Source organism: Marinobacter salicampi (genome assembly GCF_011074795.1).
Classification (GTDB): Bacteria; Pseudomonadota; Gammaproteobacteria; order Pseudomonadales; family Oleiphilaceae; genus Marinobacter; species Marinobacter salicampi.
In genome coordinates, this window is sequence record NZ_JAAMPF010000022.1 from 125,675 (window position 1) to 147,307 (window position 21,633).

The following is a 21,633-nucleotide window of genomic DNA, read 5'->3' on the forward strand; positions in this document are numbered from 1 at the left end:
TGAGTTGCGGTTGGTTGGCGAGAGTATACTGCAGCAGCCCTCGATTAGGCTTGGCTTCAGCGTCTCATTGCGAGCCCTTGTCTGGCCCATTGACAAGGTGGCGGCCCGGTTTGGCAAGGGGTTCCAGCCATAAGTCAAACTGCCCGGGCTGTGCCAGGCGTTGCCAGAACCACATCAGGGCCTTGCCCACATCGTCGGCATGCTTCGCCAGGTGGAGCACGACCGGCTGGCGGATCTCCACCACCGGCAGGCTGACCAGGCTACCCTCGTCGATGTGGTGTCGTATCCGGGGCTCCGGCAGCCAGCCCACTGCGAGCCCGGCGCGCTGAATGGCAATCTTCTGGTCGATGTTGGATACGGTCAGTGTCGGCTGACGACGGAAAATACCGGCCGAACCGGCGGGGAGGCCCCGGGAGCTATCGGCGGCCACTGCTGCCGGAAATTGAGCAATGTCCTCTTCGCTAAGCGGCCGGGTAACTTGTGCAAGAGGATGTCCGGGCGCTACGACGTATACGAAGGGCACTTCACCCAGCACCCGGGTTTCAAAGGGCCCCGCCGGTTTACTGAGGTGATCGGCCCCGAAAACCAGGTCGGCCCGGCGACTCTGCAGGGCATCCCAGGCGCCGGCAAATACCTCTTCAATCAACTGGATTTCCACCGGCACACCCAGAGCATGGAATTCCCGTATGGCCGGAAAGAGGGCTTCTGCCGGCAACAACGTATTAAACGCAATTTTTAGACGAGTTTCCCACCCCTGGGCCACCTGGCGGGTTGTGTGGGCCAGGGCGTGGGTGGCCTCCAGCAGGGCGCGGCCTTCATTGAGCAGATAGCGGCCGGCCGGCGTAAGCGTTGCGCGATGACCGCTGCGGTCGAAAATCGCAACATCCAGATCATCCTCGAGCTTCTGCACTGTATAACTGATCGCCGATGGAACACGGAAAAGCTCACTCGCAGCGCCGGCAAAGCTGCCCTTGCGGTCGATGGCGTCCAGAACCTTGAGGGCGTCAATAGTGATGGCTGTATGCATGTTCGAATAATCTGAAAGTGTTGACCAGAAAACAGCGTTTGAAGGCTGGTTAGTCCTGACGGTACCCTTTCCCTGTTCTTCAGTACAACTGTATTGCTTCCGAAAGACCTTCTTTCAGCAATGCGCAGGCAAGGCATGAGATGGCATAGCCAAAGGGGGCGTCATGGGGTTACTCGTAGAAGGTAAGTGGCAGGACAAGTGGTACGACACCGACAAAACAGGCGGCAAGTTCGAGCGGGAAAAGGCCCGTTTCCGACATTGGGTTACCCGAGACGGTTCCGCGGGCCCGACCGGAGAGAAAGGCTTCAAGGCCGAATCCGGGCGCTACCATCTATATGTCTCCATGGCCTGCCCCTGGGCCCACCGGACCCTGGTCTTCCGGAAGCTGAAACAGCTTGAGGAGCATATCTCGGTCTCCGTGGTTCATCCGGATATGCTTGAGAATGGCTGGGAATTCCGGCCGGAAGACCCGGCCCACCGGGACGAGATCAATGGCGCCCGCTACCTGCATGAGGTCTACACCAAGGTGGCGCCGGACTATACCGGCCGGGTCACTGTGCCAGTTCTCTGGGATCGCCAGACCTCGGTCATTGTCAGCAATGAGTCCGCCGACATTATCCGCATGCTGAACGGCGCTTTCGACGGCCTGGAAGGAGTCAGTCAGAAGGATTACTGCCCGCCGGAGCTCCGGGAGAAAATCGACGAAATCAACGCCCGCGTTTACGATACCGTCAATAACGGGGTCTATAAGGCCGGTTTTGCTACCGCCCAGGATGTTTACGAGCGTGCCTTTGATGAACTCTTTGAGTCACTGGACTGGCTTGAGCAGCGGTTGTCCGGCAACCGATACCTGCTCGGCTACCGTGTAACGGAAGCCGACTGGAGGCTGTTCACTACGCTGGTCCGCTTTGATGCAGTCTATTACAGCCACTTCAAGTGCAACAGGGAACGTCTGGCGGATTTCCCCCATCTTTCGGGTTATCTGCGGGATCTATACCAAGTGCCCGGAGTGGCGGAGACTGTGGATATAGGGCAGATCAAGAGACACTACTATGTCAGTCAGCGCACCGTGAATCCGACCCAGATTGTACCTAAAGGGCCCAGTCTGAATTTCGATGCGCCCCATGGCCGCGATCATCTGGGGCCCGAGCCGGAGTAATATCGAGAGGCGGTAGGGGTCAGGAAACCCGGGCGACGGCCGCTTCTGTCAGCAGATTCAGGGCAGTCTTGAATTCAGATTCCTCGAGGGAGGCGGTGCAGGCCAGGGCCAGCTCGGCCTCGGTCCGGGCCCGCTGCATGGTGTAGTCGAGGGCGCCTGAGTCTTCCACCGCCGATACGATCTCGGACAGATCGTCCAGGCCGCCCTTGCGAATAGCCTGGCGGATGAGTGTGCGGGTGCTATCGCTGCCCTTGGCCATGGCGTAAATCAGCGGCAGGGTAGCCTTGCCCTCGGCCAGGTCGTCGCCAACGTTTTTGCCCATGGCGTCGGCATCTCCCCGGTAGTCCAGTACGTCATCCACCAGCTGAAAAGCCAGACCCAGGTGCTTGCCGTAGCGTCCCATGGCGTCGGCCTGTTCCTGGCCAGCTGACGCCAGCAGGGCACCCGAGTGGGCAGCCGCTTCGAATAGCATGGCGGTCTTGTTGTTAATGACCTCCATGTACTGGGTTTCGGTCAGGTCCGGGTTCTTCACGTTCATCAACTGCATGACCTCGCCCTCCGCAATGACCGCCGTTGCGTTGGACAGAACGGCCATAACCGGAATGCTGTTGAGCTCCACCATCATCTGGAAGGCCCTGGAGTATAGAAAGTCGCCAACCAGGACACTGGGCGCGTTGCCCCAGCGAGCGTTGGCCGTGGTTTTGCCACGCCGCATATCTGAGGTGTCGACTACATCGTCATGAAGGAGGGTTGCGGTGTGAAGGAACTCGATGACCGCCGCCAGCTTGATGTGGTCACTGCCTTTATAGTCAAGCGACCGGGCGGTCAGCAGAACCAGAAGCGGCCGCAGGCGCTTGCCGCCGCTGTCTACAATATACTGGGCAATTTTCTCAACCATCGGAACGTCCGAGGCAAGCCGGTAGGTGATCAGTTCGTTGACGTGTTTGAAGTCGTCGGCGACGGGGTCGTAGATACGCTGCGCTGTCATGCGGCTGATCCGGTCCATATGTGAGAAGAAGGCAGGAAGCGGCAATGCTAGGTATTGGGACCAGTGGTGTCAACTTGGCTTGTATTAAAGGAACGCATTTCGTACAATCACGCGCCCAAACTCATCCCAACCTGCGCTCCCTGCTATAGGGTTGCCGAAGCGCTTCCCTTAGAACCAGGTGGATAAGAGCAGGGGTGGGTCAATAGCGGAGAAACTCCATGTACGCAGTAATCGTAAGCGGTGGCAAACAGCACCGGGTAGTGGAAGGCGAAACCCTGAAGCTCGAAAAAATTGAAACTGAAACCGGCGCTACCGTTGAGTTCGATCGCGTTCTGCTGATTGCAGACGGCGACAATGTTCAGGTCGGTGCTCCGATTGTAGAAGGCGCCAAGGTGACTGCGGAAGTGGTTAGCCATGGCCGCGCGGACAAGATCCAGATTATCAAGTTCCGTCGCCGGAAGCATTCCATGAAGCGTCAGGGCCACCGTCAGTGGTTTACTGAAGTCAAGATCACTGGTATCAAGGGCTGAGGCTCCTGGTAACCCCCGAATAGAGGAAGCTAGCAATGGCTCACAAGAAGGCAGCAGGTAGTACCCGTAACGGTCGCGATTCCGAGTCGAAACGCCTTGGTGTCAAGCGCTATGGTGGCGAAAACGTCGGCGCAGGCAGCATTATTGTCCGTCAGCGTGGCACCCGTTTCCACGCCGGCACCAACGTTGGCTTGGGCCGCGACCACACTCTGTTTGCCAAGGCAGATGGTCAGGTGAAGTTCGAGGTCAAAGGCCCCCAGAACCGTAAGTATGTGAGTATTGTTCCAGCCGCTTGAGCTGACAATTCTCCGGTTCTGATGAACTGAGGTGGTGCTGACCTGTCAGTACCATCGAAGCCCCGCAGTGCTTCTCTGAGGCTTGCGGGGCTTTTTTGGTTGTTGAAAGTCGTATTTCTGTTTTTGTTGCTGGACACATAGCTGATGAAATTTGTTGATGAAGCCACCATTCGGGTGGAAGCGGGTAAAGGCGGCAATGGCTGCCTGAGCTTCCGCCGGGAAAAATATGTGCCCCGTGGCGGCCCTGATGGGGGCGACGGTGGTGATGGCGGCTCAGTGGTTCTGGAAGCGGCTGAAGCGCTCAATACCCTGGTGGACTATCGCTTCAAGCGCAGCTTCCGGGCCCCGTCCGGAGAGCAGGGCAGTGGCCGTAACTGTTCCGGTAGCAAGGGTGAGGATCTCATTCTGCCGGTTCCGGTGGGCACCACCGTGGTCGATATGGATAGCCACGAAGTCCTGGGCGACCTGACCAACCCCGGAGACCAGCTGAAAGTGGCCCAGGGTGGCTTTCACGGGCTGGGCAACACTCGCTACAAGTCGTCGGTTAACCAGGCGCCGCGCCAGACCAGTAAGGGCTCCGAGGGCGAGCTTCGCAACCTGCGGCTGGAACTGAAGGTGCTGGCGGATGTGGGGCTGCTGGGTATGCCCAATGCGGGCAAGTCCACCTTTATCCGTTCGGTATCGGCAGCGACCCCCAAGGTGGCGGATTACCCGTTCACCACGCTGGTACCCAATCTGGGTGTGGTCAGGGTGCAGGCGCACCAGAGTTTTGTGGTCGCCGACATTCCCGGTTTGATTGAAGGTGCCGCTGAGGGCGCTGGCCTGGGCGTGCGGTTCCTCAAGCATCTCGTGCGTACCCGCCTGCTGTTGCATCTGGTCGATGTTGCGCCCTACGACGGGTCGTCCCCTGCTCAGAATGTCCGCGCCATCGAGCATGAGCTGGAAAAGTTCAGTGAGACCCTGGCCGCACGCGACCGCTGGCTGGTGCTCAATAAGCTCGACATGATTGCCGAAGACGAGCGCGAGGCCCACTGCCGGGCCATTATCGACGAGTTGGCATGGGAAGGACCAGTGTTCCAGGTGTCGGCGTTGACCGGGGAAGGCACGCGCCCGCTTACCCAGGCTGTCATGCGATGGATTGAGCTCAAGGCAGAGGAAGAGGCCGAGAACCCCGAGGTGGCCGAGCGTGAAGCGGCCCGTCGCCGCCGTATGGACGAAGAGGCTCGTGTCCGGATAGAGGCGGAAAAGCAGGCCCGGCGGGCGGCTCGGGAAAAGGACGATGATGACGATTTCGACGACGATGATTACGACGTTGAAGTGGTGTATGCGCCGGAGTAAGCAGTTCAGCTATGAGTGAGCGTCAACAGGTTGTCCGGGCCCGTCGCCTGGTAGTCAAGATCGGCAGTGCTCTTCTGACGAACGACGGCAAGGGGCTGGATGTCGCTGCTCTGGGCGGCTGGGTGGATCAGATCGCCGAGTTGATCCGTTCAGGTGTCGAGGTGGTGGTGGTGTCCTCCGGCTCCGTTGCCGAGGGCATGAGCCGTCTTGGCTGGACCGTTCGGCCCCAGCAGTTGCACGAGTTGCAGGCAGCCGCCGCCGTAGGTCAGATGGGGCTAGTGCAGACCTGGGAGGCGCAGCTCAAGCGCCACGACCTGCATTCGGCGCAGGTTCTGCTCACCCACGATGATCTTTCTGATCGCAAGCGCTACCTGAATGCCCGAAGCACACTCCGCGCCCTGCTGGATTTTCGGGTGGTTCCCATTGTGAATGAGAACGATACCGTGGTCACCGATGAAATCCGCTTCGGTGACAACGACACCCTGGGGGCGCTTGTGGCCAACCTGATCGAGGCAGACGGCCTGATCATCCTGACCGACCAGCAGGGCCTGTTTGATGCTGATCCCCGCCACAATCCTGAAGCCAGGCTTATTGATCAGCGCCAGGCCAGCGACCGGGGCCTTGATGCCATGGCAGCCGGCAGTGCCGGTGCGCTCGGGCGTGGCGGCATGCAGACAAAACTCAGGGCGGCACGCCTGGCCGCCCGCTCAGGAGCGTTCACCATAATTGCCGGCGGTCGACTGCCGTCTGTCCTGTCGCGCCTGCGCCTGGGTGATGTGCTGGGCACGCTGCTGCTTCCCGATCAGGGCCGCATTGCTGCCCGCAAGCAGTGGCTGGCCAGTCATCTGCAGACCCGTGGCCAGCTGGTTCTGGATGAGGGTGCGGTCCGTGTGCTGTGCCAGGGTGGTCGCAGCCTGTTGCCGGTGGGGGTAAGAACCGTGCAAGGCAATTTCCGCCGGGGTGAGATGGTGTCCTGCACTGATGAGGCTGGCCGGGAAGTCGCCCGCGGTCTCATCAACTATGATGCCGATGAGGCGCGAACAATTGCCGGTCGGTCTAGCGACCGTATTGTCGAGCTGTTGGGGTATATTTCCGATGACGAGATGATCCACCGGGATAACCTGGTCATTGTCTGAACTGATGGTGCCCGACCTGTTATAGACAGACCTAAAAAAACCGGCTCGAGGCCGGTTTTTTATACTGAGCCACCCAATATCAGGCGGTCTTCAGGCTCTTGATCTTGGTGCTCATGCGGCTCTTCTGGCGGGCAACCTTGTTCTTGGTAAAAATGCCCTTGTTTACCATGCTGTCCATAATCGGCTGACAGGTCTTGAACGCTTCCTGTGCCTCGTCGTAATTGCCGGCGTCGATCTTGAACTGGACTTTTTTCATGTACGTACGCGCCATGGAACGCAGGCTGGCATTGTGCTTGCGGTTCTTCTCGTTCTGACGTGCGCGCTTCTTCGCTTGCGGGGAATTGGCCACCGTGTAACTCCTGATATAACTGAATGCGTTTCTGGATAAATCGCGGGCGCGCGGTCATCCAGCGCCTCGAATTAAATGACGCGAGATGATGCCGCTTCACTGTCCTGATGTCAAGGCTGATGAAGGCGGCATCCCTGTTTTTAAGGGGCCTGTGTTACACTCGCCCACCAGTATGGTTGGGCGTCTGCCGCTTGTCACCCCTGTTCGTCCCAACCGCAACAATGACCACTCGATGTCAGGCCTTTAATGTCCCAGACCGTTACCACGCCTGCTCCGGAAAAACCGCCAAAACCGCCGGGCCTGCTGCGCTCTTCCGGCGTGGTGGGAATCATGACAATGCTCTCACGGGTGCTTGGTCTGGCCCGGGACATGGTTATCGCACGCTATTTTGGCGCCGGTGCCGGAGCTGACGCTTTCTTCGTCGCGTTCAAGATTCCCAACTTCCTGCGCCGCCTTTTCGCCGAAGGTGCTTTTTCTCAGGCCTTCGTACCGGTGCTTTCCTCCTATCGTGAGCAGGAAACGCTGACCGAGGTACGTCGGCTGGTGAACGCGGTCGCCGGCACGCTGGGCCTGGTCCTGCTAGGGGTCACTCTGGTTGCGATGGTCGGAGCGCCGGTCCTGACAGCGGTTTTTGCGCCGGGCTTCGTGGACGACACTGAGAAGTTCGCATTGGCCAGCTCTATGCTGCGCATTACCTTCCCGTACCTGCTGCTGATCTCCCTGACGGCCTTTGCCGGTGCCATCCTTAACAGCTACGACCGTTTTGCCGTGCCCGCGTTTACCCCGGTGCTGCTCAACCTGTCGATGATCAGTGCAGCGGTTTTTCTGTCACCGCTGATGGAAACGCCAATTGTTGCGCTGGCATGGGGTGTATTTATTGCCGGTGCCCTGCAGCTTTTCTTCCAGTTGCCTTTCCTTATGCGCCTGGGACTGATGCCCCGCCCGAAAGTCGACTACAGGCACGAGGGCGTGCGCCGGGTGCTGACCCTTATGGGCCCGGCCATTTTCGGGGTGTCGGTATCCCAGATCAACCTGCTGCTTGATACGGTGCTGGCCTCCTTCCTGCAGACCGGAAGTGTGTCCTGGCTTTATTATTCCGATCGGTTGGCGGAGCTGCCACTGGGCGTGTTCGGCATTGCCATTGCCACTGTCATCCTGCCGAACCTGTCTCGCAAGCATGCGGCCGAGTCGAAGGACCAGTTTGCTGCCACCCTGGACTGGGCCATCCGGGCGGTCCTCCTGATTGGGTTGCCGGCGGCAGTGGCCCTGATGCTTCTGGCGGAGCCGCTGATCGCCACGCTGTTCTACTATGGGGAAGTGACCGCCCGTGATGTGGCTATGTCGGCCCAGAGCCTGAGGGCTTACTCGGCCGGATTGCTGGCTTTCATGCTCATCAAGGTGCTGGCGCCGGGATTCTTCGCCCGCCAGGACACCAAAACCCCGGTGAAGATCGGCATTATCGCCATGGTTGCGAATATGATCTTCAACCTGATACTGGTGTTTCCCCTGGCCCATGCAGGGCTTGCGCTGGCCACGTCGATTTCAGCCTGGCTCAATGCCACCCTGTTGTGGCGGGGCTTGCACAAGCAAGGCGCCTGGAAAGCCCAGCCAGGCTGGCTGAAGTTTTTCGTTCAACTGGGGTTGGCCAATATTGCCCTGATCGCAACGGTGGTTTACCTGGCGCCACCATTGTCGGAGTGGCTGGCGGCCGATGGCATCAAGCGGGCTACCGATATGGCGGTACTTGTGGTTGCAGGAGGCGCGGTCTATTTCGTCACACTGGTTCTGTCCGGGGTCCGGCTGAAGCATTTCCGGGGGCACTAGTCCGCTCTTATCCGCGGCGACAGGATGAGGTATGATTGCGTGTTTTACCGGCACAATCACAGACGGCACAACCAGAGAAGGGTGCGTTTTACATGAGGCTGATCCGTGGCCTGACCAACTTGCAGCAGCTTGCGAGACAGCCCGACTCTCCATTGCGCCACGGGTGTGTGGCGACAATCGGCAATTTTGATGGCGTCCATATCGGTCATCAGACCATCATCGAGCAGGTGCTGGCCCGGGCCAGTGAACGACAGTTGCCCAGTGTTGCGATCATCTTCGAACCCCAGCCCCGGGAGTTTTTCCAGGGGCGTGAGGCGCCCCCACGCCTGGCCGGGTTCCGTCAGAAATTCCTGGCGCTGACCCAACGGGGCATCGATCTGGTGCTCTGCATCCGGTTCGACGAGCGTTTTCGCCAATATTCCGGCATGGGTTTTATCGACGACGTGCTTATTGACGGCATGGCAGTGAAACATCTCGTGGTGGGGGATGATTTCCGCTTCGGCTGCGATCGTGCCGGTGACTTTGCCCTGCTCGAGAAAGTCGGCGCAGTGGCCGGCTTCGGGGTCGAGAACACGGTGACGGTTACGGTGGCAGGCGAGCGGGTGAGCAGCACCCGGATCCGTGACGCCCTGCAGAATAACGAGCTTAACCTGGCGGCCCAGATGCTGGGTGAGCCTTATGCCATTGAAGGGCGTGTGGTCTACGGCCGACAGCTCGGACGGGAGATAGATGCGCCCACTGCCAATATCCTGCTGGACCACATGCCGCCGCTCCAGGGGGTTTATGTGGTCAGTGCCCGGTTGGCTGACGGCGCCGTCAGGGACGGGGTTGCCAATATCGGCTTGCGGCCTACGGTCGACGGCAAGCAGCCGGCGCTGGAAGTGCACCTTTTTGACTTTGCTGGCACACTGTACGGCCAGCGTTTACGGGTTGTTTTCAGGCAGCCCCTGCGGGATGAAGTGCGCTTCGATTCAATAGATGCGCTTAAGACCCAGATTCAGCAGGACATGCTCGATGCGCGGGCCTTTCTCTCTGCCCGGCACTGAACCATACCGATTTCGACTTTCCACGACTGACAGACAGAGCACTCTTAGAGACCCATGAGCGACTACAAGCACACCCTCAATCTGCCCGAAACGGCTTTTCCCATGCGTGGCAACCTCGCCAAGCGTGAGCCGGACATGCTCAAACGCTGGCAGGAGCTGGATGTCTACGGCAAGCTCCGCGAAGCTCGCGCAGGCCGCGAGAAGTTTATCCTTCATGATGGCCCTCCCTACGCCAATGGGAGTATTCATATCGGGCATGCGGTCAACAAGATTCTCAAGGACATGATTGTCAAATCCCGGAGCTTCATGGGCTACGATGCGCCCTACGTGCCAGGCTGGGACTGTCATGGCCTGCCTATCGAGCACAAGGTCGAGCAGGACATTGGCAAGGCCGGGGACAAGGTTGACCATAAAACCTTCCGCCAGGCCTGCCGCGATTATGCCGCCAAGCAGATTGCCGGCCAGAAAACCGACTTTATCCGCCTTGGGGTCATGGGAGATTGGGACAGGCCCTACCTGACCATGGACCCGCAAGTGGAAGCCGATATTATCCGTGCCCTGGGTCAGATTGTAGCCAACGGCCATCTTCAGCGGGGCTACAAGCCTGTGTACTGGAGTGTGGTCGGTCAGTCCGCTCTGGCTGAGGCCGAAGTGGAATACCAGGATAAAGCCTCCACCCAGATCGACGTCCGGTTTACCGCGGTGGACCAGAGTCACGCCCTGGCGGCGTTTGGTAGTCCGGACGGGCAAGGCGAGGTCTCCGTAGTGATCTGGACCACCACGCCCTGGACCATTCCGGCAAACCAGGCGGTGGCCCTGAATGCCGGTCTGGACTATGCGCTGGTTCAGACCGATGCAGGGCAGGGGCCGGAGCGTATGATCCTGGCTGCGGACATGGTCGAAGGCATCATGGCCCGCTGGGGTGTCGAAGATTATCAGGTGCTGGCAACCTGCAAGGGTATCGACCTGGAACATCTTGCGCTTCAGCATCCGTTCTATGATCGTCAGGCCCCGGTCATTCTGGGAGAGCACGTGTCGACCGATGCCGGTACCGGTGCGGTGCACACCGCCCCTGACCACGGTATGGAAGATTTTGTGGTGGGCAAGGCCTACGGCATAGGCACCATCAACCTGGTTCAGGCTGATGGCACCTATACCCCGGCCGCCGGCGACGAGCTGGCAGGCGTGCATGTCTATAAGGCGGATGAGCCGGTGTGCAGTGCCCTGGAGCGTGCTGGCAAGCTGGTCAGACGGGAAACGTTCCGCCACAGTTTCCCCCACTGCTGGCGGACCAAGACGCCGTTGATCTATCGCGCCACGCCCCAATGGTTTATCAGCATGGACCAGAAAAACCTCCGCAATGATGCGCTCGAGGCGATCAAGGGTGTCCGCTGGGTTCCGGCCTGGGGGCAGAACCGGATTGAAGCCATGTTCCAGCAGTCGCCGGACTGGTGCATCTCCCGCCAGCGGACCTGGGGCGTACCCATAGCGCTCTTCATCCACAAGCAGACCCAGGAGCTGCACCCGGAAACACCGCGTCTGATTGAGGCGGTGGCCGAGCAGGTGGAGAAGGCCGGCATCGATGCCTGGTACGATTACGACTTTTCCGGGGCCCTGGGCGCTGATGCGGATCAGTACGAGAAAGTCACCGATACCCTGGACGTCTGGTTTGATTCCGGTGTCACCCATGCCTCCGTGCTGCGCAAGCGCCCGGAACTGGGCCAGTTTCCTGCCGACCTGTATCTGGAAGGCTCGGACCAGCACCGGGGCTGGTTCCAGTCGTCACTGAAAACCTCCATTGCCATCAATGGCGTAGCGCCCTATCGCCAGGTGCTCACCCACGGTTTCACGGTCGACGGCAAAGGGCTCAAGATGTCAAAGTCCCTGGGCAATGTCATCGCACCCCAAGAGGTCATGAACGAGCTGGGTGCAGACATACTCAGGCTGTGGGTATCGGCTACCGACTACAGCGGTGAGATGACCGTCTCCAAGGACATCCTGCGCCAGACCGCCGACGGCTACCGCCGTATCCGCAATACCGCCCGCTTCCTGCTGAGCAACCTCACCGGTTTTGAACCCGAGCATCATACCGTTGCGCCGGACGATATGCTGGCTCTGGACCGCTGGATGGTCGACCGGACGCGGGTGCTGCAGCAGGAACTCAATGAGGATTACCAGAATTACGCCTTCCTCAAGGTCTATCAGAAGATCTACAACTTCTGCGAAGCGACCCTGGGCGGCTTCTATCTGGACATCATCAAGGACCGCCAGTACACCACCAAGCCGGACAGCCTGGCGCGCCGTTCCTGCCAAACCGCGCTTTTCCACGTCGCCGAGGCCCTGGTCCGGTGGATTGCACCCATCCTGAGCTTTACCGCTGACGAGATCTGGCAGCACCTGCCGGGCAAGCGCGGCGACAGCGTCTTCTTTGAAACCTGGTATGAGCGGCTGACCGCGCTGCCGGAAGACGCCAGGCTGGGTCGTGACTACTGGCGTGAGCTCTACAGCGTGAAAGAAGCGGTCAACAAGCGCCTGGAAGATGCCCGGGCCCGGGGCGAGATCAAGGGTTCGCTCAGTGCCGAGGTGGAGCTGTTCTGCGAGCCTGAGCTGGCCAGGAACCTTGAGTTGCTGGGTCATGAGCTGCGGTTCGTACTCATTACCTCCGAAGCTACTGTCAGCCCCACGCCGGAGGTTGGCGATGCCGAGGCCACCAGTCATGAGGGCCTGTGGGTGAAGGTCCGGCCCGCGCAGCATCCCAAATGTGAGCGTTGCTGGCACCATCGTGCCGACGTCGGCCAGCATCCTGGGCATGAGGATCTGTGCGGTCGCTGTGTCGATAATGTGGATGGCCAGGGTGAATCCCGGGCGTTCGCATGATGGAGCAGGTCATGGAGCAGGGCGGTAAGCGTTCACAGATGCTGCGGTGGCTCTGGCTGGCGGCGCTGGTTGTGCTGCTGGACCTTGCCACCAAGGCGATGGCGACGGCCTGGCTTAGCTATGCCCAGCCGGTACCGGTGATGCCCATGTTCAACCTGACCCTGTTGCACAATACCGGGGCAGCCTTCAGCTTTCTGGCCAGTGAGTCCGGCTGGCAGCGCTGGCTGTTCATTATCCTTGCGCTGGGTATCAGCGTGGTGCTGGTGCGCTGGCTCAGCACCCTGAGCCGCAAGGAAACCTGGTTGGCCATCGGCATCGCATTGATACTGGGTGGGGCGCTTGGCAATGTCTACGACCGGATTGTCCATGGTTATGTGGTCGACTTCCTGCATTTTTACTGGGGGAACTATCACTTCCCGGCCTTTAATATTGCCGATACCGCTATCACCATAGGGGCAGCCATGATGATACTGGACATGTTCCGCAACCCATCCGGCACCTCCGGCAATTCTGACAAGGGAGATACAGCAAGATGAACCAGTTGCCGATTGACAAGGGCACCCGCATCACCCTGCACTTCGCCCTCAAGTTTCAGGACGGTCAGGTGATCGATTCGACCTTTGAAAAAGGCCCGGCCACCTTGGAAATGGGTGACGACAACCTGCCCGAGAATTTCGAGGCCTATCTGATGGGCATGAAAGCCGGCGACAGGGAAATCTACGAAGTGCCCCCCGAGAAAGCCTTTGGCCAGAAGAATCCCAGCAACGTCCAGATGTTCAAGCGCTCGGACTTCAGCGCCGACATGGTGCTTGAGCCCGGGGTCATGATTTCGTTTGCGGATGCCCGCCAGAGCGAGCTACCCGGCGTGGTGGACCATGTGGAAGGCGACCAGGTGACGGTGGATTTCAATCATCCCCTGGCAGGGCGTACACTGTTGTTCGAAGTGGAAATCATTGATGTGGAGCCGGCCGGGCCGGCGCACTGAGGAATCAGGCCTTTTATGCAGATCCGTCTTGCCAACCCCCGGGGCTTCTGCGCCGGTGTTGACCGCGCCATCGAGATCGTCAACCGGGCACTGGATGTGTTCGGAGCACCGATCTATGTCCGTCACGAGGTGGTTCACAACAAGTTCGTGGTCAGCAATCTCCGGGATCGCGGCGCCATTTTCGTGGATGAGCTGGATGAAGTGCCCGACGACCATCTGGTGATTTTCAGTGCCCACGGGGTTTCCCAGGCGGTCAAGACCGAGGCCACCCGGCGCGGTCTGAAAGTGTTTGACGCTACCTGTCCCCTGGTCACCAAGGTGCATCTGGAAGTCATGCGCTACAGTCGCAGTGGCGATGAATGCATATTGATCGGCCACCAGGGTCACCCGGAAGTCGAGGGCACCATGGGTCAGTACGATCACAACAATGGTGGTGAAATCTACCTTGTTGAGAACGAGGACGATGTCTCCCGGCTTACCGTGAAAGACCCGACCCGTCTCGCCTATGTGACCCAGACCACTCTGTCCATGGACGATACCGCCAAGGTCATCGATGCCCTGCGCGTTAAATTCCCCAAAATCCAGGGCCCCCGCAAAGACGACATCTGCTACGCCACCCAGAACCGGCAGGACGCGGTCAAGCAGCTGGCGGCCGACTGCGACCTGATGCTGGTGGTGGGTTCCCCCAACAGCTCCAACTCCAACCGGCTGCGGGAGCTGGCCGAGCGCATGGGCACGCCGGCCTATCTGATCGACGAAGCCGGCCAGATTGACCCGGCCTGGCTGGATGGCTGCCAGGTCGTCGGCGTCACCGCCGGCGCTTCCGCTCCGGAAGTTCTGGTGAACGACGTGATTTCGCGGCTAAGGGATCTGGGGGGCGAAGCGCCCCAGGAAATCTCGGGCCGGGAGGAAAATATCGTGTTTTCCATGCCCCGCGAACTTCGCATTGATGCGGTCGAGGTTTCGTAACAGTTTTCAAACCGAGCCATTGCGTCCTGCACCTCTTCATTCAATGAGGTGCAGGTAGCGATCGGGTCTTGCACTGGGACCCGGTTCACACTCCCAAGCTCTTTTCCTACCGGTTATCCTCCCCAACAAACCGTTCGTCGCGTTCCCGTAGCGGGCTAGAGGGACGTTGTTTAATCTTCCATTACGTCAGAATGGAAGTGAGCTATGTCTTCTGAAACTGCTTCAAAAAGAAATTCCCACAAGGGTTTTACCCTCATCGAACTGGTTATCGTGGTTGCGCTTATCGCCATCGTTGCAGCTTACGCCGTGCCGTCCTTCGGCCGTCTCATTGAGAGCAATCGGGTTTCCTCAACCGCCAATGGCCTGCTGGGCACGCTTAACTATGCCCGCAGCGAGGCGGTAAAGGCAGGCCGGACGGTCAATATAAGGCCGGTAGACGGCACTGCCTGGGGCAGCGGCCTGCTGGTATGGCTCGACGCCGATGGCGACAACACGTTCGACGCAAACGAAGAGCTGCGGCGTTTTGCCGATATCAGTACTGGCCTGACCATAACCGGCAGCGCCACCACCATCGGCTTCAGGGGTAACGGCTTCATCACTCCGGAAACAGCAGCCGAATTCCAGCTCAGCGTCGCCAGTGCCAACACGGCCACCAGCTTTATCTGCACCGGATTCTCGGGTCGCATCCGGACAGCCAGCGCTGCCTGTTAACAGGGGAGGGGATATGAACAGATCAGGCCAGCAAGGGCTTTCCATGATTGAGGTACTGGTGGCGATGCTAATTTTCGCTGTCGGTTTGCTGGGCGTCGCTGGCATGCAAAGCCTGGCGCTCAAATCCAGCGACAATTCGAATATCCGTTCCCTGGTGAACATCCATGCCTACGAAATCGTCGAGCGCATGAGGGCCAACATGCCTGCGGTACAGAGTGGTCAATACAACACGATTTCCGGCGCGAGCACCGCCACAGGCTGCCTGCCCACCTGCACACCGGCAGAGCTGGCGGCCTGGGATGCCGCAGAATGGCACGCCAACCTCCAAGCTGATATCCCCACCGCGACCGGCGCCGTGGCCTATGCCAATGGCAGAGCTGTGGTCACCATCAACTGGACTGAGCGCGGTCTTGGTAATGATGCAGAGGCGCAGACCTACTCCCTCCAGGCGAGGATTGATCAATGATGACGTTGCAGATGAAAAAACAGCAGGGCCTGTCATTGATCGAGTTCATGATCGCCGGATTGATCGGGCTGATCCTGATACTGGGGCTGACCCAGATTTTTGTGAGCAATCGGCAGGCCTTCGATACCACCGCCGCCAGCGCGGATGTGCAAGAAACCGGCCGCATGGCGACGGAGATTCTGGCCAAAGCTATTCGTAATGCGGATTACTGGGGTTGTGCGGATCAAAGCCGGATCTTTAATAATCTCAATGATGGCAACGGTATAGACCCTGACGTCCTCGGTTTTGGTTCAGGACTAGACGGCTTTGATAACAATGCGGACGCTGCGGACACGGTTGCTGATGGTACGGATGTGATTGTTATTCGGGGAACCCGGGGGTCCTCGGCAATCCAGCTCTCCGGGCCAATGAACAATTCATCCGCCGTGATGGATGTTACGAGTGTCTCCGGTTTAAACGAAGATGACATAGTCGCCGTCACAGATTGCCGGGGTGGCGATATCTTCCAGGTAACGGCTCTTCCGAGTGGCAATAAGATCCAGCACAACACTGGTGGGTCGGTGGTGCCGGGTAACGGCAAGAACTCCGGCCCATGTGCAGGCGGTAGTAACTCGGCCAATTGTCTTTCCCAGCTTTACGATACTGGCGCTTCGGTACTCGTGCCCTACAGTGAGCGTTATTTTGTCGGAACCGGCGTGAGCGGCGAGCCAGCATTGTTCCTGCGCCGTGGCGTACTGTCAGGTACCAACATTGGTTCAACGCAGAGCATTGAGCTGATAGACGGCGTGGAGGATATACAGATTCTCTACGGCGAGGACACCAACGGCGACGGCACCGTAAATGCATATCGTACGGCAGCTACCGTGAGTGATCTGAACGACGTCCTGTCAGTTCGAGCCTCCCTTCTGGTCCGTTCGCGCCAGGCGAATGTTCTCGATAACGCTCAGACTCTGACTTTCAATGGTGCAGCTGTTGACGGCAGCGATCTTCGGTTGCGCCGCGTCTATACCATGACGTCAACCATCAGAAACAGGATGTAGGCTGTTATGAACTCTGTACTCGTCTTAAAGCGCCAGAGCGGCGCCGCATTGCTTACCAGTCTGCTCATTCTCCTGATCCTGTCACTGCTGGCGGTGGCATCCATGCAGAGCGCTTCCCTTCAGGAGCGTATGGTGTCCTCAGTCCGGGACGGTCAGATCGCCCGGGAAGCGGCGGAGTATGCTGCTCGTGAGGCTGAGCTCCGGCTTGAGAACCAGACCGTGACCCTCGGTGACTTTGGCGTTACAACCGGACTTTACCTGAAAGCTGCTACGCCAGACCTATACGGAGGCGCTACCTGGAGTACGGCTGGCACGACCGGTTCAATCGCGGCTGCAGGATTTCCGACAGCGGAACTTGCCGTGGCCCCGAGATACCTGATCCAACATGTCGGCCAGGTCACCAATGAAGAGCTGATCAATAACATGGCGATCTCCAACTACACCGGCGGCTCGGCAGCGCCGCCGGAGGGCTTCCGGATCGTCGCCTGGAGCTCCGGCCGGTCAGGACAGACAAGACGCATCATTGAAGTTTACTACGGTAAAGGCAGCTAGGCCTTAGCCCAATGGAGTTGTTCCCATGAACAGATTCACTCGACACAGTTTTCATATTCTCGTTGGTCTTGGTCTGACACTGCCCTCCGTCGGTTATGCGGCACCGGTCGTGCCCGCGAATGAACCCCTGTTCCTGGCGGGTACAGTGAAGCACAACGTCATGCTGGCAATTGATGACTCCGGCAGTATGGATTTTGAGACGCTGTTCAGTGTGAACGACGGTGCCCTGTGGCTCGGCACCAATGGCTCGTTCGTAAAAGCAGATGGCAAACTCAACGATGCGGGCGAGAGCGGCGTTTTATCCCAGGGTAACGGCGGCAAATATGTGTACCTGCTGCCCAATGGCCGCAATGGCACTTACGACGGTCGGAAAATAAGCTCGGGGCATCACTCCATTCCGCCGATCAAGCCCTTTGCCTTTGCTCGCAGCGCAGCGTTTAACAAGTCCTATTATGATCCCTCTGCACAGTACGATCCCTGGCCTTCCTATGGTGGCCTTTCGTTCAGTGATATCGATGAGACTTCGGCTCCATTCGACCCCAGGCGGTCGTCGCAGAGCAATATCGATTTAACGGCAGATATCAATACCACTGGCAAGACTGAGTGGGGCTTTGAAGTAAACGACACAGACATGCCCTGCACCGATGACGGTGGCGCCTGTGGCTCAACCGGCACCAAGCATTACACTTACTTTCCGGCCCATTATTACGTGGTCAAGGGCACCGGAAGCTACACCTTTACCGCCAAGATTGGTGTAACGGAATTCGACTCTGGCAAATCGGTTCTGCTTGAGGGAGAGGATGCTGTCAGAACAGGCCAGTTTCAGCTGGCGTCTTCCGCGTCGAGCAGTATCTCATCTGGCAGCCTGATAGCTGCCGCTTCCGGCAATGACTACGTGGGTGTGGATTCAGCTATTGGTAATTCGTACGACTCTCCACCCAACTCGAGCACCGGGCAGCTGGATTTCAGCTTTTCCCCGAAACAGACCGGTGACCATGTTATCTGGTTGCGCCGGAAGATGGCCAGTGGTAGTGACGACTCCCTCTGGATCAATCTGTTCGGCGTCGACCAGACGGCTATCACTGTGCCCAATAACCCCACATGGGTTGAGGTTTCAGGGGAGGACTGGAACAAATGGTTTGATGGCCACGACCACAGCGACACCTGGCTTTGGGAGGCCTGGGGCGCGGTCAACTTTACCCAGACAGGTACCCAGTCGCTTCGTATCCGTCACCGGGAACCGAACGTTTACATTGATCAGGTGTTGATTACACCCGAAGCAGCCATCCCCTCAGGCGTAGTCACCACAAGCCTGACTCCTTCGAGCTCCGTCGTGCGGGACTGCGCCACCGACCCCGACCCTTCCCATTATGCAGCGTTTATGGCGGACACCGGTCAGTTCTCCAGCGACATTGATGCCATCGGCCCCGGCGGCGAATGCCTTGCCCGGGTGGACATCAAACCAAATCAGACATACAGCTACGTCGATAAGGACGGTGCTACCCAGACCCGGACTTACGACCAGGAAATCACCAACTTCGCCAACTGGTTTACCTATTACCGTCGTCGCCACCAGGCGGTTCGTGGTGGCCTGGCCAGCGCCTTCCAGGGCCTCGGCGGCATCCAGACCGGTCTTTTCTGGATCAATAACCGTCGCGACGTGACCATGTACGACATGGATGATTCAACAGACGTCACCGCCTTCCTGACCGAGCAGTATGACTATGTCAGCAGTGGTGGAACCCCTAACCGGGAAGCGCTTTACCATGCCGCGCAGCAATTCAAGCGTACGGACGCCAATGCCCCCATTACCCAGGAATGTCAGAAGAACTTCACGCTGCTGTTTACCGATGGCTTCTCCAACGACAGTGACATCAGCGGCATTGGCAATGAGGACGGTTCAGCCGGAGCACCCTACCAGGACAGCTACAGCGACTCCCTGGCGGACATTGCCTACAAGTATTATGAAGAGAACCTGAGGACTGACCTTACCCCGACGGGCAATGTGAAAGTGCCGGCGGGGTGTAATGCTGCAACCCCTGACACGAGCCTCGACTGCAATACCAATCTTCACATGAATACCTTTACTGCGGGCCTCGGGGCCCAGGGCACCCTGTTTGGCGTTACCCACAACAAAGTGGCCGATGCCTATACAGATAACCCAACTTGGCCCGACACGGGTTTGCGGGACAAGCGCATGATTGATGATCTGTATCATGCGGCGGTGAACGGCCGTGGCGAGATGTTCAACGCCCTGACGCCGGTTGAACTGCGTACCGAGCTGTCTTCGGCTCTTCGGGACATCATCGCTTCCATTGGCAACTCGTCGAGCGTGACCTTTAACACCGGTACGCTTAACTCAGAGAGCCTGGTGTTCAGCGCGTCCTTCAACTCCACAGCGTGGAGCGGTAACCTTGCTGCCCGTGAACTGGATCCGAACACGGGAGATGTGGCCGATACCCCGGCATGGAACGCCTCCGCTCGCCTTGATGCCCAAACGCCCGCTGACAGGGTCATTCTTACCTATTCCAACAACACCGGTGATGGCGTCCCCTTCCGCTGGGATACCGCGTTACTGGACACCGGTCAGCAGGCGGATCTCAACACGTCATCTGCCGGAACCGCCGATGCCCAGGGTGAGCAAAGGCTCAACTATCTGCGAGGCGCCCGTAACGGAGAGGGCCAGCAGTTCCGGAACCGGTCCAGCGTGCTGGGCGACATCGTCCACTCGACACCGCTATACGTGGGCAGCCCCAAACTTAACTGGCCCGACACGGGCCCATTTGGGGTCGCGGCCGACCGTTACTCAAACTTCAGGAACATTACTGCAGCCGGTCGCACGCCGGTGGTCTATGTGGGAGCCAACGATGGCATGCTGCACGGGTTCAATGCCAAGGAAGCCACTGCTGAGGGCGGCGGTCAGGAAGTGCTGGCCTATGTGCCACGCTCGGTCTATTCGTCCAACGCTAACGAAGGCCTGAACTACCTGACTCACCCTGACTACGGCCACCGCTACTACGTTGATCTTTCGCCGCAGGCCGTTGATGTCTACACCAAGGCCAGCCCGAATGGCACGGAAGCGTGGCGGACGGTGCTTGTGGGTGGCCTTCGCAACGGCGGCGTTGGTTTCTTCGCCCTGGACGTCACCAACCCGGCCAATTTCTCCGAGGCCAGCGCGGCTGACCTGGTGCTCTGGGAGTTCAACGAAAGCCACGACCGCAGGCTCAATTATGTGACCAGCGAACCGGTCGTCGGGCTTATGCCGAATGGCAAATGGGCGATGATTCTGGGTAATGGCTGGGCCAACGGTACCGATGCCCTGGATGAAAAGACCGGTATCTTCATCGTGTACATGGACGGTGGACTTGACGGAACCTGGGTCGAGGGTACTGACTACGAGTTTATTGAGATGGGCGACACCGGCGGTATGTCGGCCGTGCAACCTCTGGATACCAATGGCGACTCTGTTGTAGATCGGATTTACGGCGGTGATCGGGAAGGTAACATGTGGGTCGCAGATGTCAGTGCAACTAATTCGGGCAACTGGCGCGCGGCTTATCTTGAAGGAAACAATAACTCCCCGCCAAAGCCCTTATTCAAGGCCACCGACGGCACAGCCGGCCCCGGTGCTCCCCAGCCCATTTCTTCCAGGCCCCTGGTGGTCCGGAATGTCGAGTCACCTGTGGGAACGGAAGGGACCAACGGCGAGGACTTCCTGGTGCTGTTCGGAACCGGCGGTTACTTCACCAACGGCGATGCCAGTAACACCGATGAACAGACGTTTTATGGTGTCTGGGACCGGGGCGATGCCGACCTGACGCGAAACAACCTGGTAGCACAGACCATTACTACCTCGACCAACGGGCTGCTGAGGGAGAGTGGCAGCGCCACCATAGACTGGGGTAATACGGCTGGCAATGGTCGCGAGTACGGCTGGTACATGGACCTGCCGGAGACTGGCGAACGAGTCATAAACTCAGCCCAGATACGGGGCGAGATCGTCTTCTTCGAGACTTTCACCCCCTCGCAGTCCCCCTGTGATGGAGGCGGTACTTCCTGGCTGATGTCCGTTGACCTGGACGGCTCCAATCCGGACAGCCCGGTCTTCGATACCAACAACGATGGCGTCATAGACAGCACGGATGGCAATTACATTGGTGCCAAGAGTGACGATCAGGGTACCGGCAGCACAGCCTTCCTGGGGGACGGCCAATACATCAACGTGGCCAATGAAGACAAGGTGGCCAAGCGCGACACCGATACCGGCAGTTCCGGCCAGCGCACGGGTCGACTTGGCTGGCAGGAGCTTCTTGAACCCTAGCCCTGGCAGCGTCCACCGC

General features: G+C 58.9%; 19 protein-coding genes. 16 read left to right on the plus strand and 3 right to left on the minus strand.

Going from position 1 to position 21,633, the window contains the following annotated elements:
* Positions 1-64 precede the first annotated feature (64 nt).
* Entirely contained in the window at positions 65-1,027 is a 963-nt protein-coding gene (locus G7W63_RS13585; RefSeq protein ID WP_166259056.1) for a LysR family transcriptional regulator, read from the minus strand.
* A 163-nt stretch (positions 1,028-1,190) separates the two neighbouring features.
* On the opposite strand from G7W63_RS13585, the gene G7W63_RS13590 reads away from it, so the two are divergent.
* A complete protein-coding gene (locus G7W63_RS13590; protein WP_166259059.1) occupies positions 1,191-2,186 on the plus strand; it encodes a glutathione S-transferase family protein in 996 nt (331 codons plus the stop codon).
* A 19-nt stretch (positions 2,187-2,205) separates the two neighbouring features.
* Here G7W63_RS13590 and G7W63_RS13595 read toward each other — a convergent pair whose 3' ends face one another.
* The gene (locus tag G7W63_RS13595) at positions 2,206-3,174 is read right to left on the minus strand and encodes a polyprenyl synthetase family protein (protein WP_166259062.1); all 969 of its coding nucleotides are present in this window, start codon (positions 3,172-3,174) and stop codon (positions 2,206-2,208) included.
* A gap of 218 nt (positions 3,175-3,392) precedes the next feature.
* Between G7W63_RS13595 and rplU the strand changes: the two genes are divergently transcribed.
* The 4 genes from rplU (at position 3,393) to proB (ending at position 6,474) form a co-directional block, all read left to right on the plus strand.
* A complete protein-coding gene (gene rplU, locus G7W63_RS13600; RefSeq protein ID WP_166259065.1) occupies positions 3,393-3,704 on the plus strand; it encodes a 50S ribosomal protein L21 in 312 nt (103 codons plus the stop codon).
* Between the two features lie 35 nt (positions 3,705-3,739).
* On the plus strand, positions 3,740-4,000 hold the full coding sequence (gene rpmA / locus G7W63_RS13605; protein ID WP_166259068.1) for a 50S ribosomal protein L27: 261 nt from the start codon (positions 3,740-3,742) through the stop codon (positions 3,998-4,000).
* Positions 4,001-4,144: 144 nt separating this feature from the next.
* Positions 4,145-5,338: an Obg family GTPase CgtA gene (cgtA, locus tag G7W63_RS13610; RefSeq protein ID WP_166259071.1), complete on the plus strand. Its 1,194-nt coding sequence runs from the start codon at positions 4,145-4,147 to the stop codon at positions 5,336-5,338.
* Positions 5,339-5,349: 11 nt separating this feature from the next.
* Positions 5,350-6,474: a glutamate 5-kinase gene (proB, locus tag G7W63_RS13615; RefSeq protein ID WP_166259074.1), complete on the plus strand. Its 1,125-nt coding sequence runs from the start codon at positions 5,350-5,352 to the stop codon at positions 6,472-6,474.
* Between the two features lie 79 nt (positions 6,475-6,553).
* Here the strand turns inward: proB and rpsT are convergent, their stop codons facing one another.
* Positions 6,554-6,823, minus strand: coding sequence for a 30S ribosomal protein S20 (gene rpsT / locus G7W63_RS13620; protein WP_166259077.1), 270 nt, complete (start codon positions 6,821-6,823; stop codon positions 6,554-6,556).
* Positions 6,824-7,069: 246 nt separating this feature from the next.
* On the opposite strand from rpsT, the gene murJ reads away from it, so the two are divergent.
* From murJ to G7W63_RS13675, 11 genes are all read left to right on the plus strand, one after another.
* The gene (gene murJ, locus G7W63_RS13625) at positions 7,070-8,647 is read left to right on the plus strand and encodes a murein biosynthesis integral membrane protein MurJ (RefSeq protein WP_166259079.1); all 1,578 of its coding nucleotides are present in this window, start codon (positions 7,070-7,072) and stop codon (positions 8,645-8,647) included.
* Positions 8,648-8,739: 92 nt separating this feature from the next.
* Entirely contained in the window at positions 8,740-9,693 is a 954-nt protein-coding gene (gene ribF / locus G7W63_RS13630) for a bifunctional riboflavin kinase/FAD synthetase (protein ID WP_166259082.1), read from the plus strand.
* Positions 9,694-9,747: 54 nt separating this feature from the next.
* On the plus strand, positions 9,748-12,570 hold the full coding sequence (gene ileS, locus G7W63_RS13635; RefSeq protein WP_166259085.1) for an isoleucine--tRNA ligase: 2,823 nt from the start codon (positions 9,748-9,750) through the stop codon (positions 12,568-12,570).
* Positions 12,570-13,106 (plus strand): signal peptidase II, encoded by a 537-nt coding sequence (gene lspA / locus G7W63_RS13640; protein ID WP_242634425.1) that lies wholly within the window; start codon positions 12,570-12,572, stop codon positions 13,104-13,106. The genes ileS and lspA overlap by 1 nt, the downstream gene beginning before the upstream one ends.
* On the plus strand, positions 13,103-13,555 hold the full coding sequence (gene fkpB / locus G7W63_RS13645) for an FKBP-type peptidyl-prolyl cis-trans isomerase (RefSeq protein WP_166259088.1): 453 nt from the start codon (positions 13,103-13,105) through the stop codon (positions 13,553-13,555). Before lspA ends, fkpB begins: the two co-directional genes overlap by 4 nt.
* A gap of 15 nt (positions 13,556-13,570) precedes the next feature.
* Positions 13,571-14,524, plus strand: a complete 954-nt coding sequence (ispH, locus tag G7W63_RS13650) for a 4-hydroxy-3-methylbut-2-enyl diphosphate reductase (RefSeq protein ID WP_166259091.1) — start codon at positions 13,571-13,573, stop codon at positions 14,522-14,524.
* A 204-nt stretch (positions 14,525-14,728) separates the two neighbouring features.
* On the plus strand, positions 14,729-15,235 hold the full coding sequence (locus tag G7W63_RS13655) for a GspH/FimT family pseudopilin (protein WP_166259175.1): 507 nt from the start codon (positions 14,729-14,731) through the stop codon (positions 15,233-15,235).
* Between the two features lie 13 nt (positions 15,236-15,248).
* Positions 15,249-15,701, plus strand: coding sequence for a type IV pilus modification protein PilV (pilV, locus tag G7W63_RS13660; RefSeq protein ID WP_166259094.1), 453 nt, complete (start codon positions 15,249-15,251; stop codon positions 15,699-15,701).
* Positions 15,698-16,741 carry a PilW family protein gene (locus tag G7W63_RS13665; RefSeq protein ID WP_166259178.1) on the plus strand — a complete coding sequence of 348 codons (1,044 nt, stop codon included), beginning with the start codon at positions 15,698-15,700 and terminating at the stop codon, positions 16,739-16,741. The genes pilV and G7W63_RS13665 overlap by 4 nt, the downstream gene beginning before the upstream one ends.
* A gap of 6 nt (positions 16,742-16,747) precedes the next feature.
* Positions 16,748-17,293, plus strand: a complete 546-nt coding sequence (locus G7W63_RS13670; RefSeq protein ID WP_166259097.1) for a pilus assembly PilX family protein — start codon at positions 16,748-16,750, stop codon at positions 17,291-17,293.
* Positions 17,294-17,318: 25 nt separating this feature from the next.
* Positions 17,319-21,614: a pilus assembly protein gene (locus tag G7W63_RS13675; protein ID WP_166259100.1), complete on the plus strand. Its 4,296-nt coding sequence runs from the start codon at positions 17,319-17,321 to the stop codon at positions 21,612-21,614.
* The last annotated feature ends 19 nt before the right edge of the window (positions 21,615-21,633 follow it).